This window comes from Brevibacillus sp. AF8 (assembly GCF_021270385.1).
Lineage (GTDB): Bacteria > Bacillota > Bacilli > Brevibacillales > Brevibacillaceae > Brevibacillus.
Genome location: NZ_JAGQDN010000015.1, coordinates 1 through 14,757 on the forward strand (window position 1 = coordinate 1; position 14,757 = coordinate 14,757).

At 48.4% G+C, this 14,757-nt stretch carries 12 protein-coding genes; 8 read left to right on the forward strand and 4 right to left on the reverse strand.

The features are described 5' to 3' along the window. Positions 1-312: 312 nt before the first annotated feature. The 6 genes from KB186_RS18560 (at position 313) to KB186_RS18585 (ending at position 6,118) form a co-directional block, all read left to right on the forward strand. A complete protein-coding gene (locus KB186_RS18560; RefSeq protein WP_173611803.1) occupies positions 313-987 on the forward strand; it encodes a response regulator transcription factor in 675 nt (224 codons plus the stop codon). After that, positions 984-2,279 (forward strand): sensor histidine kinase, encoded by a 1,296-nt coding sequence (locus KB186_RS18565; RefSeq protein WP_232774135.1) that lies wholly within the window; start codon positions 984-986, stop codon positions 2,277-2,279. The genes KB186_RS18560 and KB186_RS18565 overlap by 4 nt, the downstream gene beginning before the upstream one ends. 141 nt (positions 2,280-2,420) lie before the next feature. Beyond that, positions 2,421-2,708, forward strand: coding sequence for a HesB/YadR/YfhF family protein (locus tag KB186_RS18570; protein WP_087345803.1), 288 nt, complete (start codon positions 2,421-2,423; stop codon positions 2,706-2,708). A gap of 494 nt (positions 2,709-3,202) precedes the next feature. Beyond that, positions 3,203-4,168, forward strand: coding sequence for a peptidyl-prolyl cis-trans isomerase (locus KB186_RS18575; protein ID WP_232774136.1), 966 nt, complete (start codon positions 3,203-3,205; stop codon positions 4,166-4,168). Positions 4,169-4,208: 40 nt separating this feature from the next. Next, complete coding sequence (locus tag KB186_RS18580; protein WP_232774137.1) at positions 4,209-4,943, forward strand: N-acetylmuramoyl-L-alanine amidase family protein; 735 nt, start codon at positions 4,209-4,211, stop codon at positions 4,941-4,943. A 263-nt stretch (positions 4,944-5,206) separates the two neighbouring features. Beyond that, positions 5,207-6,118: a hypothetical protein gene (locus tag KB186_RS18585; RefSeq protein WP_232774138.1), complete on the forward strand. Its 912-nt coding sequence runs from the start codon at positions 5,207-5,209 to the stop codon at positions 6,116-6,118. A gap of 75 nt (positions 6,119-6,193) precedes the next feature. Here the strand turns inward: KB186_RS18585 and menC are convergent, their stop codons facing one another. The 4 genes from menC to KB186_RS18605 all read right to left on the reverse strand — a co-directional run bounded on the left by menC (position 6,194) and on the right by KB186_RS18605 (position 12,211). Next, a complete protein-coding gene (gene menC, locus KB186_RS18590; protein ID WP_221866698.1) occupies positions 6,194-7,342 on the reverse strand; it encodes an o-succinylbenzoate synthase in 1,149 nt (382 codons plus the stop codon). A gap of 20 nt (positions 7,343-7,362) precedes the next feature. After that, complete coding sequence (locus tag KB186_RS18595) at positions 7,363-8,502, reverse strand: M20 peptidase aminoacylase family protein (protein WP_232774139.1); 1,140 nt, start codon at positions 8,500-8,502, stop codon at positions 7,363-7,365. Between the two features lie 95 nt (positions 8,503-8,597). Then, entirely contained in the window at positions 8,598-10,007 is a 1,410-nt protein-coding gene (locus tag KB186_RS18600) for a YfcC family protein (protein WP_173611810.1), read from the reverse strand. Positions 10,008-10,186: 179 nt separating this feature from the next. After that, positions 10,187-12,211 (reverse strand): sigma 54-interacting transcriptional regulator, encoded by a 2,025-nt coding sequence (locus KB186_RS18605; RefSeq protein WP_173611811.1) that lies wholly within the window; start codon positions 12,209-12,211, stop codon positions 10,187-10,189. A gap of 193 nt (positions 12,212-12,404) precedes the next feature. Here KB186_RS18605 and KB186_RS18610 point away from each other — a divergent pair, with 193 nt between their 5' ends. Beyond that, positions 12,405-13,076, forward strand: coding sequence for a LytTR family DNA-binding domain-containing protein (locus KB186_RS18610; protein WP_173611812.1), 672 nt, complete (start codon positions 12,405-12,407; stop codon positions 13,074-13,076). Between the two features lie 141 nt (positions 13,077-13,217). Next, positions 13,218-14,729, forward strand: coding sequence for a succinyl-CoA:acetate CoA-transferase ScpC (locus KB186_RS18615; RefSeq protein ID WP_232774187.1), 1,512 nt, complete (start codon positions 13,218-13,220; stop codon positions 14,727-14,729). Positions 14,730-14,757 lie beyond the last annotated feature (28 nt).

Below are 14,757 nucleotides of genomic sequence, written 5' to 3' on the forward strand. Positions count from 1 at the left end.
GCGCGGTAACGCGTGGAGCTGACGAATACTAATCGGTCGAGGACTTATCCACACATTCTTAGCAATCATGCGTATTCAGTTTTGAAGGAATGAGATGAAAAGCTGTATTCCCGATTACTTGTAAAAGTAATGGAGAATGCAGCTTTTTTTGTATTTCCGCGAGCACCTACAAATCTGATTCAAAAAAATACGTGCTCTAATAAAAGGAGCGTGTGCACAGCCAAGATCGGCGAGCGTGGTCATTATTGTGATTCCAGTCGATTATGCTATGCTGAATGACATACAGCTTTTTCAAATGAAAGAGGGATCAATATGCTTATTCTTGCAGTGGAGGATGAAAAAGCGCTGCTTCAGACAATTGCAGGAGTCCTGAGTGATGAAGGATATCAGGTGGATACGGCAGACCGTGGAGATGATGGCTTATTATTGGCGGAACGCGGCATCTACGATTTGTTGGTCCTGGACATTATGATGCCAGGAATGGATGGTCTTTCATTGGTGAGAACGCTGCGTGCAAAAGGTATAATGACGCCGGTTTTATTTTTAACAGCAAAAGATAGCGTAGAGTCAAGAGTCGAGGGATTGGATGCCGGAGCAGATGATTATTTGGTCAAGCCTTTTGCGGCCGAAGAACTGACGGCGAGAGTGAGAGCTCTCTTGCGCCGACAAGGGAAACAGAACACAGAAGGCGAGCTGGCGTACGGTCCTCTGTCGCTGAAGATAAATGAATATGACGGCTTTGTTGATGATGAGCCGATGAAGCTCACCACGAAGGAGTACGAGCTGCTTAAGTACTTCCTGCAAAATCGGGAGCAAATTTTGACGCGCCAACAAATTTTTGACCGCGTATGGGGAATTGATTCAGAAGCAAATTACGGAGTAGTCGATTTGTATGTCCATTACCTGCGCAAGAAGCTGGGTGCTTACGAAGGCTTCATCCGAACGATCCGTAATGTGGGCTACATTTTGAAAAAGGAAGACAAATGATGTTTCGAAAAACGAGGATTCGGCTCGTCACGTTGAACGTAGTAGTGGTGCTTCTCTTGTTGAACGGGCTGGGGAGTGCAGTCTACTACACGATGAAGTACCGTCTCTATTCGCAGGTGGACAGAGAAATGACCAAAGTCAGTCAAAGGCTGGCAGTTGATGCTTTGCCTCGACTCCACCGAATTGAAGACGATCCTTTTCCATACAACCGTCAGGAGAGGAAAAAGTTTAACGATCTGGATCGCCGATATGTTTTGCTCGTTTGGGATAGCTTTGGTCGTGTCATCGGGACTGCATTTGGTGACAGGCTGGAGCCAGAGGAGTATGCAAAATTCCAGCATAACGAAAAAGCAGACGGTATTGAAACGGAAACAGTGAATGGACAAGTCTACCGCGTGCAGACAGTTACTGTTCCGAAAAAGGTTGTTGTAGGCAATCGTATACAGACCGCTTACCAGTTTCAACTGATTTACAATCTGGCACCTGAGCAAAACATGCTGGACAGCTTGCTGTACGTTGTTGTGATCGGCGACATTATCAGTATTGTCATTGCGATCGTGGCTGGGTGGTTTTTGGCGAGAAGGGCACTAATCCCGATCCAAGTCTCGTGGGAAAAACAGCAGCAGTTTATTGCTGATGCTTCCCATGAGCTGAGGACGCCGCTCACGGCCATCATGGTCAATCTGGAGAGGCTTTTCAGACACCCGGATCATACAATTGAGCAGGAAAGCGAAAAAATCATGATTGGGATGCAGGAGGCCAAGCGCTTGAGCAGGCTCGTGTCGGATTTGCTCACACTGGCTCGCAGTGATTCGAACGAGTTGCAGATCATGAATCAGACGTTGCGCTTAGACGAAGTAGCGATCAAATGCACCCAGGTTTTTGCGCAACTTGCCATCGCACGGGAAATTCGTCTCGAAACAGACATCCAGCAACCCATTGAGATGGTGGGGGACCAAGAACGTCTGCATCAGCTCATGGTCATCTTGCTGGATAATGCCTTGAAGTACACCAACGAAGATGGCCAGATTTATGTTTCTTGCAAAAAGGAAGGCGGCCGCGTTTCGATTCTCGTAAAAGACAGTGGGGTCGGGATTTCCAAAGAGGATATTCCGTATTTGTTCGATCGCTTCTTTCGAGTGGATAAAATGCGCTCTCGAGCGACAGAAGGAACCGGCTTGGGACTTTCCATTGCCAAATGGATCGTGGATGCGCACCACGGAAAAATTCAGGTCAGCAGTGAGGTAGGTATCGGAACGAGTTTTTTGGTTACACTTCCAATAAAGCCGTAACAAGATGGAAAGGACCGTTTTCCTAAGCGTAGGGAATCGGTTCTTTTTTCAAATAGTGGAGCAATTCCATTTAACATACTTTTATGTTTCAAATATCTCTAAATTAAGGTAAACTATAAGCAGAGAGGAGTGGTTGTACGAATGAACATGACGATCACTAAAGCAGCGGTAGCATGGTTTCGCGAAGAATGGGGATGCAAAGAAGGAGACAGCATTCGTTTTTTTGTCCGATACGGAGGCGTTAGTACGGTTCAGGATTCATTCTCGATGGGGATTGCCAAAGAGTTGCCGAATGAAATCGGCATTTCGACAGTAGAGGATGGCATCACTTTTTATATGGAAAAAGATGAGCTGTGGTATATGAATGGAAGAGGATTGATTGTTGATTATCGGCCGGAGACTGACGAAGTAGATTTTAAGCTGGATTGAGCAAAGAAAATGGTAGAACATATCCCGTAGGCCAGATGGGGCCATAATAAGGGTGCTGCTTCGAGAATTTAGAATGGCTCACAAAAAGGGGCTGTCTCATAAGTCGATTTTTCGGCTTAGAGACGCCCCTTTTGCATTTCACAAACGTTGATATATCCATGTTCCTGATGTTTAAATTTCAGCGGATTTGCCCTTTTGGGACAGCCCCCTCTTATTTGGCTGGCCAACCATTGTTCACTCCGCCAAAGGTATCGTTGTCCTCTTGGATGACTGCGCCTTGTGGTGTGAAAGGACCATCGTTGTTGACAACAATCGGCGAAAATCACTTCCTAAGACCTAAGGAAAAATCAGGGAAAATAGCACTAAAACATGTAGATATTTTTATTTTTTGGAAATATATTCAATATAGTAATATTATCTTCCAAAGTATCTAGTGAATTCTGGCTGGATATCTACTTTGCCTCATCTGGTTTATGAGAGGATGGCTTGATCACATGAAAAAACGAAGAACATGGCTTTATTTCTTTGTACCGATTGGTTTCCTTGGAGTCATTTCTTTGTATGCGGCTTTGATGTACCAGCCCCTTCTTTTTGTTTTTGGCGATCAATTTTTCCGCAGAGACGATTGGGAAAGAATTAAGCCCAAGTATTTCCAAGGGGTAGCGTACTCAGCGGACGAGGAGGTAAGGCTGCTGGAACAACTGAGCTTGGAAGAATTGATCCTTGATATTGGAAAAAAGATGGGGGTGAAGACGGATGAGCGTCTGATTGAAGAACAATTAAAACAATTGGGCAGCACAAAAGCGGAGCGTGAAGAAACGTTGCGCCAGATGAACATGACGGAAGAGGATAGCATTCAAAACATAAGACGGGCGATGATTGGTTTTGAAGTGAAAAAGATCGTGACTCGGGATGTTGTGGTGACACAAGAAGAAGTAGAAAGATTTTACCGGGAACAAATCGAGTCTTTTCGCATTCCCGAACTGCGCACCATTTATTATGTACGGGCTAAAAATGGCGACAAGCTTTTGTTGGACAAGCTGAAAGCCGCATCAGCGGAACGTTTTCAGTCCCTGCTGAAGCAATATGGCGAAGATCCCGAGGGGCGTGCCGGATTGCATGAACTGGTCGCTCAGTCCCAAATGTCCGAGAATTATAACGAGATGATTGCGAAGGCCGTGTTTCACTCTCCCGTAATGCGGATTGTTGGCCCTTTTGAGAGCCAGCAGTGGACCTATTGGTTTTTCCCTGCTGAAGTCATGCCCCCAAGAACACAGACCCTCCCGGAAGTAAGCCAAAAGATACAGCAAATCATTTATCAAGAGAAAGAATCCGTGGTGTACCGCAAGTGGCTCGAGTCACAGAAGAAATCTAACAATTACCTGTTTTTGCCTGAGAATTTGCAAAGGAATAAATTTTTGGCGTTTTGGAGTGACTTACGCCTTCTTTTCAATTCGTAAGTCGTTTCGAATAAATAAAAATGATAAAGGAGAAATTACCATGAAAGTAGGAAAAATGTTGTTGACTGCACTCATTTGCTGTAGCTTAACGGGGATGGCCGCTCCCGCATTTGCGGAGAATGAAATTGCCGACGAGCCTATGTGGGACAGCGCGCCCGCACCAAAAAATTACAGCCCGGAAAAGAAGAAAGAAGCCGAAGGAATGGTTATTAACCAAAAATCTTTCACTCTTGCCGCGAATCCAATCATCGTGATCGACCCTGGACACGGTGGAGATGATCCAGGAGCATTGGGCAACGGTTTGAAAGAAAAAGACCTGACTTTGGACATAGGCCTTCGATCCAAAAATTACATCGTTGCCAACTATCCGGCTACGGTTTACATGACGCGAAGCTCTGATACAACCGTTGCTCTGTCTACCCGAGCCTCTTATGCCAACTCCAAAAACGCCAATTTTTTTGTCTCCATGCATATCAATGCCGCATCCCTTTCCTCGGCCAATGGAGTAGAAACTTACAATTACCCCGGATCAACAACCAGCTTGCGATTGGCAACGGAAACGTACAACCAATTAAGAAATTCGTTTGCAAATGACAGGGGAGTCAAAGCAGCAGAGTTTTACGTATTAAAATACACAAACATGCCGGCATCTTTAGGAGAGACCGGATTTATTACGAATGCGAGTGACGCATCCCAGCTTGCACAAAGTTCCTTCCGTCAAACGCTTGCCACCCAATACGCTACCGGGATGCACCGTTACTGGTGGGGATTCTAAACAAATGATTACAGCCAACCATGCCTTGAAACGGGATCCAGCCGTTTAAGGCACAAACCATTCGATTACGAAGAGGGGCTGTCTCATAAGTCGATTTTTCGGCTTAGAGACGCCCCTTTAGCATTTCTCTCATCTGGAACAGCAATTTGGATCGGCCGCATTCGATAAAAAGAAGTTCTGGGATATTTTTCATTTTATACTTAACAAATAAAAATGTATGTTATATTATGAATACATACCAAATCGAAAAAGGAGGAAGTTACATGCGTTTACTTGATTCTTACTTGGAGCTTGGCATTACGGGAATGGCACGTGCAGCTGTAGCAGGATGGTTCGACGGTCATTATGGGGCAGCTTTATTGGCAGGGTACTTCATGGATCGTGAGCACGATCTCCCTGAACATGTAAAAGAGGGCATTGAACGGACATGCGAATCCTTCCGCAAGCAAAAGCCTGAATGGTTTGTTCCACTAGATCAAGACGAGCAAGCTGACCCCTCCTTGTTACAGCACGTCATCGATGGCCTCCAGCAAAATGTGAAGCAGCTTCGGACCTCAGGCCATGGACTAGCACTAGGTGTGTTGGCATTAAAAGCACTGCGCGAACGCCCTGATATGATCACTCCGACTGTGGTGGATGGCCTGGTCAGAATTCTCCAAGCGACGACAGAAGACAGGAAAGACCGTTATTGGGGCATCGAGAATTACCATGGCATGACGATTGATGATGTCAAAGACGACGAAGTTGCGCCTTACCATACAACGGCAGAGATGGCAGAGCGGGCGTTTGACGAGCTACGTTTGGTTATACCGCCACGTGATATTAACGGGGTACGCTATCATTTGGCGAGCGAGGTCGTCCATAACATCACACAGGCTCATGCGTTAACAGATCTGGAGCGATTCGGTTATGAGGATATTGTGAAGCCGGGTATCGTAAACCATCGTCTTCAAATCTATTTGAATCGCCATGTCCCTGAGTTTACTTTGGAAGATGAGGTGAAGGAGCCAGCGTTCGAGGAAATTTTCTCACCGTTGTACTGGGAAAGAACATACAGCGATCCGCATGCATTGAAGCTTCCATATGCTGCACTGGATCTGCTAAAGCGGTTTCCACCAGAGAAGAGAGCTCATGCAGAGCGGAATTTGTGCAAGCTTTTGACGATTACGGATTAATAAAATCGCACAAATAAAAAGAACAGGGAGGCCAATGGGCACTCTCTGTTCTTTTTCACTTCGAATGAGTGTCGTCTACCAGGTAGGAATGACAGTCGTAGTAGATTCTCGATTTGCATAGTAGCTCTTATGCTCGATCAGGGCATTGCGAATGGCAGACTCATTGATGTCAAAACCGATCCCTGGGGTTGTCGGTACAGCCAGCATACCAGGTGCTGCAAAATCGATGACAGGTGTCACGATATCTTCTGCAAAGTAACGATGCGAAGGGGATGTGTCGCCGGCAATCGTGAAGTTGCTAAGCGAGGCCATCGCGATGTTGTGCGCGCGTCCAATTCCTGCCTCCAGCATTCCTCCGCACCATACAGGTACGCCGCGTGTCGCACACAGGTCATGAATCTTCTTGGCGTCGGTCAGACCACCTACGCGACCGATCTTGATGTTGATAATCCGGCAACTGCCGAGCTCGAGTGCTTTGCGGGCATCTTCCACCGTATGGATACTTTCGTCGAGGCAGATCGGTGTTTTCAGCTCTCTTTGCAAGGTGGCATGGTCGATGATGTCATCATGAGCCAACGGCTGTTCAATCATGATCAAACCAAAGCCATCCAAAGCCTTCAGCATCTCCATGTCTGCCAGCGTATACGCAGAGTTTGCGTCCGCCATCAGTGGAACGTCTGGTCCAAATGTGTTGCGGATCGCACGCATTGGCTCGACATCAAAGCCCGGCTTGATTTTCACTTTGATCTTTTTGTAACCGTCACGGATGAAGCCCTCTACCCGTTGCAGCAGTTTTTCGATGGTCGGTTCAATTCCGATACTCACACCGACGTCAATCGTCGTGCGAGTTCCGCCCAATGCTTGGGAGAGGGAGAGGCCGTTCATTTTGGCGTACAAGTCCCAGACGGCACCTTCCAAAGCGGCTTTGGCCATGTGGTTGCGGCGCATCCAGGAGAAGAGGCGGGATACGTCATCAGGATGCTCGATCTCCCGTGAAAACAGCTGCGGGATCAAATACTTTTCTAGCATGTACCAGACCGTATCGACATCTTCCTCGTTGTAGACGGGGACGTCCATCGCGACGCTTTCGCCGAAGCCGACATGGGCACCGCTGTATGCACGCACGAGAATGCATTCCTTGTGGGTTTCAACTCCCATGCTCGTTTCAAAAGGGGAATTCAACGGAATTTTGATTCGTTGCAGGTCCACGCGTTCGATTTTCATGTTCATCTCTCCTCAATCGTTCATATGGATTGTCGCTCAAACGTTTTCAGTACCGTTCTTGCCAAAATCTCGATGCCGTCTAGCAGTGCTTCTTTTTCAAAAGTCATCTGCGGATGATGAAGTCCTGGTGTCAGGCCACAGCCTAAACCAAGCATGGTCGCGCGAAGCTGTGGACGTTCTTTTGTGTAATAGTGGAAGTCTTCCGCGCCTGGTGTCTGGATCGGCGGTTCGAGCTTCTCTGTCCCCAAGGTTTGGGTAATGGCATCGGCCATGATCAGTCTCGCTTCTTCGTTCACTTCCGCCGCATAGACGCGTTCGGTGATCTCGTAAGACAGCTCAACTTCATAGAGACGGGAAACGTGCTGCAAAATGTGCTCGACACGGGCAAAGAGGGCGTGAATGACTTCATTCGTCTGTGCACGCAGGTCCAAGTGGAACTGTGCCGAGCCCGGAATGATATTGCTGCTTTTGCTACCGGCAGAAAGCTGCGTCATTTTGACAGAATAAGGGACGAGCGGGTCGAGATGAATGCCTTTTAACTGCTCGACAATCGCAGCGGCTACCTCGATAGCGTTGACTCCGAGGTGAGGTCGTGCACCATGAGCATCGGCACCCTTGATTTGCCCGAATACTGTACCCGCCGCCCCGTGCAGGATAGCAGAAGCAGCTGTGCCGCACGGGATTTCCTGGATGGGACGAAGGTGGACGCCGTACAGAAAATCAATATCGTCCACTACTTTCTTGTTCACCATCGCGAGTGCGCCATTTCCGCTTTCTTCTGCTGGTTGGAAAATGAGCTTCAGGCGCCCAGGGAGCTGGACGTCCATTGCTTGCAGCACCATCAGGACGCCTAATGCCATGGTCATATGCGCATCGTGTCCGCAGGAATGGTTCGCAGTAAAGACGCCGTTTACTTCTTGCCAGAGTGCGTCCATGTCTGCCCGTACGCCTACAGTGAATTTTCCTGGCGTCAGATCGCCCCATTCGCCAACAACACCCGTCACGTCGTCAAAGGTAGTGACGCGGCAATTGTGTTTTTTCAAGAAGTCAGCGATAAACGAGGTGGTTTGGATTTCCTCCCAGCTGATCTCTGGATGCTGGTGTAAATGCTCGTATAGAGAAAAAATGGCGGGCTGCAATTGTTTGATCGTTGTGCGCATGGTTCCTCCATCGGTTTGTTCGTGAGTAGTCGGTAAGTGAAGCGAAGGCTACGCCAATCCAATTGACGCAGCCATTTTTGTGAAAAGCTTATTTGTTACGAAACGCCGATTGTCACTGCTACAATGAGCGCGATCGAAGCGATAATGGCCCAACCAGCTAGCAGCTTCCAAATGAATTTGACCCATTTCTCATACGGAATGCCTGCAACAGCCAGATAACCCATCAACGCAGAAGAAGTCGGGATAATGGAGTTGGTTACCGCATCGCCGTATTGGAAGGCAAGAACCGCTATCTGACGTTGGATGCCGAGCAGATCCGCAATCGGCACCATGATCGGCATGGTTGTCGCTGCCTGTCCACTACCGGAAGAGATAAAGAGATTGAGAAAGGCTTGAATCACAAACATGGCCAGGACGTTAACGGCATCTGGCAAATGACCAATCGCTGAAGTCAGACTGTTAATCATCGTATCGATAATTTTTCCGTCTTCCAGGACGACCGTGATCGCGCGGGCAAAACCTACGATCAGCGCGCCAAACGTAACGGCTCTCGCACCAGCAACGAAGGAATCAAACAGCGTATTGACCGACAAACCTCCGACGAGACCAGCAACCAGGCCCATGATCAGGAAGGAAGCGGTAAGCTCTGTCAGGAACCATTCGTACTTGAATACACCGTATACGTTGAAGGCGAGGCCACAGACCATTACCAGGAACACGAGCTTGTGACGCGCATTCAAATCGGGGATGTCTACTGCTGCCTGTTCTTGACTAGCGTGATTCTCTACGCCATATAGCACGCTCTTGGTCGGGTCAGCTTTGACACGATACGCATAACGCATGACGTACCAGATGGCAAAAGCGAGCACGAAGACATACACAACAGCGCGGAAGGTAAGACCAGAGAAGAGCGGCAATTGCGCGAGCGACTGCGCCACCCCAACCGTAAATGGATTGATCATCCCGCCCATGAAGCCGGCTGCAGCTCCCATGGTGATCATGGCTGTCCCTGTTACGGCATCAAAGCCCATCGCACGAGCCAGCGCGATACCGATTGGAACGAAGATGATGCTTTCTTCTGCCATTCCCATCGTGAAGCCACCGATGGAGAAGAGGAACATGGAAGCAGGAATGAGCAGCTTTTCCCGACCCTCCAAGTGTCGGACACCTTTATTGATCCCGGCCTCAATCGCTCCGGTCTGGCGGATGATTCCGAATACACCGCTTACAATAAAGATGTAGAAAATGATTTGCGCTCCTTTTTGCATCCCTTCTGGAATCGCTTTGAACATGTCAAAGAACGAGACCGGATCACTTTCTACAGGATGGTAGCTGCCGTTGACGACGATGGTTTTGCCTGAGGCAGCGTCCTTGACGCGATCGAACTCACCAGCCGGGAGCACGTAGGAAGCCAGGGCTGCCAAAATGATGATGATAAAGAGGATGGCATAGGTATGCGGCACAGAAAAACGTTTCTTTGCAGGTTTCAATGGATGTGTAGACATGAGGTCACCTCGCTTTTTTTTGCTTATGACAAGCAAGGGTCGTGCCAAGTGTCGAAATTTCCCGAATATAAGCGTTTTTAGTGGATTTTCATAGGCAAGGTAAGGGCAGAAAACGAGCTTTAGGAATGTTTATTAGGTTTTATGCAGCCTAATACATCCTATTATTCATTGGGCGGAAGTTAAATCCGCCCGTGTTTTCGCAACAATTCAATACCCGCGGGGGTGATGGAGGTTCCTTGTCGGGTTGTGCCTGAACGCACCAAACCTTGCTGCTCTAGCAGTTTTAGCTTGTGTCGTAGTGCGCTCTCCGTCCAGCCTACGGATTGTAGCTCAGGGGAGTGCGCCAATTGATAACGACCGACTGGTTTGTTGGATACGTAATAATGATGCAAGCAATACAAAATATCCAGGTCGCGGTTGTCGTCCAATTTAGGGATAGAAGCTGTTTGCTGCTTTTGAAACAGGCTATCCGTCAATCGTTTGGGGAGGTCCTGAATGCCGATGACAGGATGCTCGCTGACTGTAATGGCATAGTCGACGACATTTTTCAGTTCGCGAATGTTCCCCCGCCAATCATGGCGATTGAATAGCTCCATCACTTCTGGCGACCATGTTTTGCGAATGCCTTGCTGCTCCAGATGCTCATCGATGAGAAGGGGAATATCGCTGATTCGCTCACGCAAAGCGGGAATTTGGATCGGCAGGACAGCTAGACGATAGAACAGGTCCTCACGAAAGCTTCCTTGGGAAACAGCGTCTTCCAAATTGCGATTGGTAGCTGCGATGATGCGGCAATCCACAGAGAGAATGCCTGTACCGCCCACGCGGATGACCTGCTTTTCTTGCAGCACGCGAAGTAGCTTGACCTGAATGGCTCCAGAGATGTCCCCGACCTCATCGAGAAAAATCGTCCCGCCGTCTGCTTGTTCAAACAGGCCGGGCTTTCCGCCTTTTCGTGCTCCTGTAAAGGCACCGTCTTCGTAGCCGAACAGCTCGCTCTCCAGCAGGTTTTCCGGCAAGGAGGCACAGTTGATTGCGACAAAGGGGCCGTTTTTGCGTAGCGAGTGCTGATGAATGGCATGGGCGAACAGCTCTTTTCCCGTTCCGTTTTCACCTGTCAGCAGGATCGTTTGATTGTTTTTTGCCATTTTTTTGCCGAGCTCGATGGCTTGGAGCAGTGGTTGGCTTTGTCCTTTGATATCGGAAAAGGAATAGGTGGCTGTATGGCCGCGCAAGGTGAGCGTGGTTCGCAACCGTTGGATTTCGGTCACGTCTTTTAGTGTACAAACGAAGCCTAAATGCTCATGCCTGCGGCGTATACTTTGACTGCTGACGATAAATTGCTTGTGATCAATGGTTACGAGAGCGTCCTCCAGATCTTCCTGCTCAAAAAAGGGCTGCAGCAAGCTGTGCTCCTTCAACACCGTGTACGGTTGTCCAACAATTGAGGATGCCTGTGGACAAAACAACTCAACGGCGACGTCGTTAATAAACGTAATCAGACCTTGTTCGTTGCAAGCGATCACGGGGTCTTTGACTGCCTGAAAGGTAGATTGCAGCTGGCTATTGAGCTTCTGTACCTCTGCGTAGGAGGTGCCGAGCATTTTCGCGAGCTCAGACATTTCTACGATGAAGGCAGACAAGTACTCGCGCTCCCATTCACTGGGCACGCCTACCTTGCGACCGGTATCAATCAGGTCATGAATGCTGATTTTGCGAAAACCGAGATCAATTACCTCTACGTGAGGAGGAAGAGGTACGTCAGGAACGCTCATAATGATGGCGTATTGAAATTCGAGATCATCAAATGTGCAGCCAGGGTGAAAGGGGACGTAATTCAAATGATCGACGTTCGCCTCCAATAAGTTTTGGATGACCTCCTGTGCGGAAACTGGCGAATTGTTCATGACAGGGACGGTCGTCCCCGGAGGAATCTGCATCAGCGCTTTCATTTTGCGCAGCTCGAAAAAACGATTTAAAACCGTGATGGGTACGGAGTCAGCAACAGCTTGACGGGCAACGGTGTATAGCTCTGGGGATTTGGTTGTGATAAAGACATGATCGACTCCGCTCAAATCGGGAATGTGCTCATGGCTGGCATAGCCGATGACTTTGCAATACGGCTCGAAATAAGCCCTTAGTTCTTTTAACAAAAATTCGAGAGTGTCCGTTCCTTTTGCTATCAAGACAATGGTGTGGTCCATGCTGCACCGCCTTTGCTCAAACAATCGTGAATGTTTTGTAATCTCATGATAGCACAATGCCTGGCTGTAATCGGATGGATTCGCTTGTATAGAGAGGAAAGACAAGGATTGATTTGCGGGTGGGGAAATGTGTTTTAATAGAAATTAGAAGTAAGAACATAGGAAAGCAATAACAGGAGCAGGAGGAATCAGCATGGAGGACAGATTGGTTCCAGAGGTGCTGCAAATGATTGGGGAAGTCTTGCCGGACGGGGTATCGATTGCGATCTCGGACGGCTCACAATACTTGTACTATCAACCGAGTTCCAATATTGACTTGAAAATTACGCCAGGGGATCTCGTTCCCATTGGCTCGGCTACACATCAAGCGCTCATGGAAATGGGAAAAGTGGGGCATCAGGTGGAGAGTCGTATTTTTGGCGTGCCGTACTACGGACTCTCGCTTCCATTAGTGCGAAATGGTCAGGTCATGGGCTGTATTACCGCCATCTATCCACCTCAAAACGTTCCGCTCACAAATCCGGAGCCGCGTCTATCGTTTTTGATCGGAAAAGGGGAGGACGGCTGGCTGCCCATACCATTAACGGAGATCGTCTATATCAGCTCTCATGAAGGAAAAACGCTTCTGCATACGGCTAGCGGATCATATGCGAACAAATACAACATGGCTGAACTCGAGTACATGCTCCCGAAAGAGCGATTTGTGCGCTGTCATCGGTCGTATTTCGTCAATATGGAATCGATCGGCTTTATTCATCCGCATTTTCATTCGACGTTTTTATTGGAGATGAAGGACAAGCAAAAGACAAGAGTTCCTGTGAGTCAGTCGTACGCCAGCTCGTTTCGGCAATTGCTCGGCTTCTGAAATATCTGACAAATGAGAATGATTCGCTGCCGTTTTTTCTTGATAGCCGCGTAAAAATTCTGTTTTGTTGAAAATCGAGTGCCCGCTCAGAATCCTTGTGCTAGTGTAAAGGCAATAAAGATGGCATGGGAGGTCACAATGATGTGGGAGCGCTTACGCGATAAACGACTGGCAGATAAAATCGTGACGGCTGAGGTAGCAGCAGGATGGATTGAGAATGGCATGACGATCGGGTTAAGTGGTTTCACGCGTGCTGGTGATGCCAAAGTCGTGCCGCTCGCATTGGCTGAGTTGGCGAAAAAAGAGAACAAGCCTTTTGGCGTAAACGTATATACAGGAGCATCACTCGGCTCCGATGTAGATGCCGTTATGGCGGAAGCGGGGATCATCAACAAGCGATTGCCTTTTCAAGCAGATCCGGTTATGCGCAAAAAAATCAACGATGGTAGCATGATGTTCGTTGACCAGCATTTGTCGCATACAGCGGAAGCAATTCGTCAGGGAGCGATTGACGCAATTGATTACGCGATTGTGGAAGCGGTTGCAATTACAGAAGAGGGTATGATCATTCCGGCTACGTCCGTGGGGAATTCTAATATTTTCGTGGAAAATGCCAAGCATGTCATCATTGAGTTGAATATGGCTCAATCGGTGGAATTGGAAGGCATTCATGATATTTATACACCCGCAAAACAAGGAGAGCGTGAACCGATTCCGCTCACGTCTGTGGATCAGCGCATAGGCACAGCAGGGATCCCGGTCGATCCGAATAAAGTAAAAGGGATTGTCCTGACGAATCAGTTGGATTCTCCGTCGACAATTGTGGAGCCGGACGAAGAAACGGCGCAGATTGCGGCACATCTGATCGAGTTTTTGCGTCAGGAGGTAAAAGAGGGACGCTTGCCGAACAATCTCGCGCCATTGCAATCAGGAATCGGATCGGTAGCGAATGCGGTTTTCAACGGATTTTTGGATTCGGAATTCACGGATCTGACAGTTTTCTCAGAAGTGTTGCAGGATGCGGTGTTTGATTTGCTTGATGCAGGTAAAATTTCGTTTGCCTCAGGCTGTTCGATCACGCTGACGGCTGATAAGATGAAGCATGTCACCGAAAATTTTGCCCAATACCGTGACAAGCTGCTGTTGCGTCCGCAAGAAATCACGAACCATCCGGAGCTGATTCGCCGCCTCGGTCTGATTGCGATCAATACAGCGATTGAAGCGGACATCTACGGCAACGTCAACTCGACCAACGTGTCGGGTACACGAATGATGAACGGCATCGGCGGCTCTGGTGATTTTGCTCGCAACGCACGTCTGGGCATCTTCGTAACCAAGTCGATTGCCAAAGGTGGAAACATTTCGAGCATCGTTCCGTTTGCCTCCCATGTGGATCATACCGAGCACGATGTCGATATTATCGTCACTGAGCAAGGCTTGGCTGACTTGAGAGGCTTGGCTCCGCGTCAAAGAGCCATCAAAATTATCGAGAATTGTGCGCATCCGATGTACCGCGATCAATTGATGGCATACTATGAGGAAGCACTCACACGTGGCGGGCACACCCCGCATGTACTGGAAAAGGCATTCTCCTGGCATGTACGTTACGCGCAGGAAGGCACGATGCTTGCGAAAAAGCCAGCGTTGGTTTAGTCGATGGAATGATGAAAAAAGTAAACCC

Coding starts and splice junctions, on each gene's coding strand:
- KB186_RS18560 (WP_173611803.1), top strand. CDS start 313: ATGCTTATTCTTGCAGTGGAGGATGAAAAAGCGCTGCTTCAGACAATT.
- KB186_RS18565 (WP_232774135.1), top strand. CDS start 984: ATGATGTTTCGAAAAACGAGGATTCGGCTCGTCACGTTGAACGTAGTA.
- KB186_RS18570 (WP_087345803.1), top strand. CDS start 2,421: ATGAACATGACGATCACTAAAGCAGCGGTAGCATGGTTTCGCGAAGAA.
- KB186_RS18575 (WP_232774136.1), top strand. CDS start 3,203: ATGAAAAAACGAAGAACATGGCTTTATTTCTTTGTACCGATTGGTTTC.
- KB186_RS18580 (WP_232774137.1), top strand. CDS start 4,209: ATGAAAGTAGGAAAAATGTTGTTGACTGCACTCATTTGCTGTAGCTTA.
- KB186_RS18585 (WP_232774138.1), top strand. CDS start 5,207: ATGCGTTTACTTGATTCTTACTTGGAGCTTGGCATTACGGGAATGGCA.
- menC (WP_221866698.1), bottom strand. CDS start 7,342: ATGAAAATCGAACGCGTGGACCTGCAACGAATCAAAATTCCGTTGAAT.
- KB186_RS18595 (WP_232774139.1), bottom strand. CDS start 8,502: ATGCGCACAACGATCAAACAATTGCAGCCCGCCATTTTTTCTCTATAC.
- KB186_RS18600 (WP_173611810.1), bottom strand. CDS start 10,007: ATGTCTACACATCCATTGAAACCTGCAAAGAAACGTTTTTCTGTGCCG.
- KB186_RS18605 (WP_173611811.1), bottom strand. CDS start 12,211: ATGGACCACACCATTGTCTTGATAGCAAAAGGAACGGACACTCTCGAA.
- KB186_RS18610 (WP_173611812.1), top strand. CDS start 12,405: ATGGAGGACAGATTGGTTCCAGAGGTGCTGCAAATGATTGGGGAAGTC.
- KB186_RS18615 (WP_232774187.1), top strand. CDS start 13,218: ATGTGGGAGCGCTTACGCGATAAACGACTGGCAGATAAAATCGTGACG.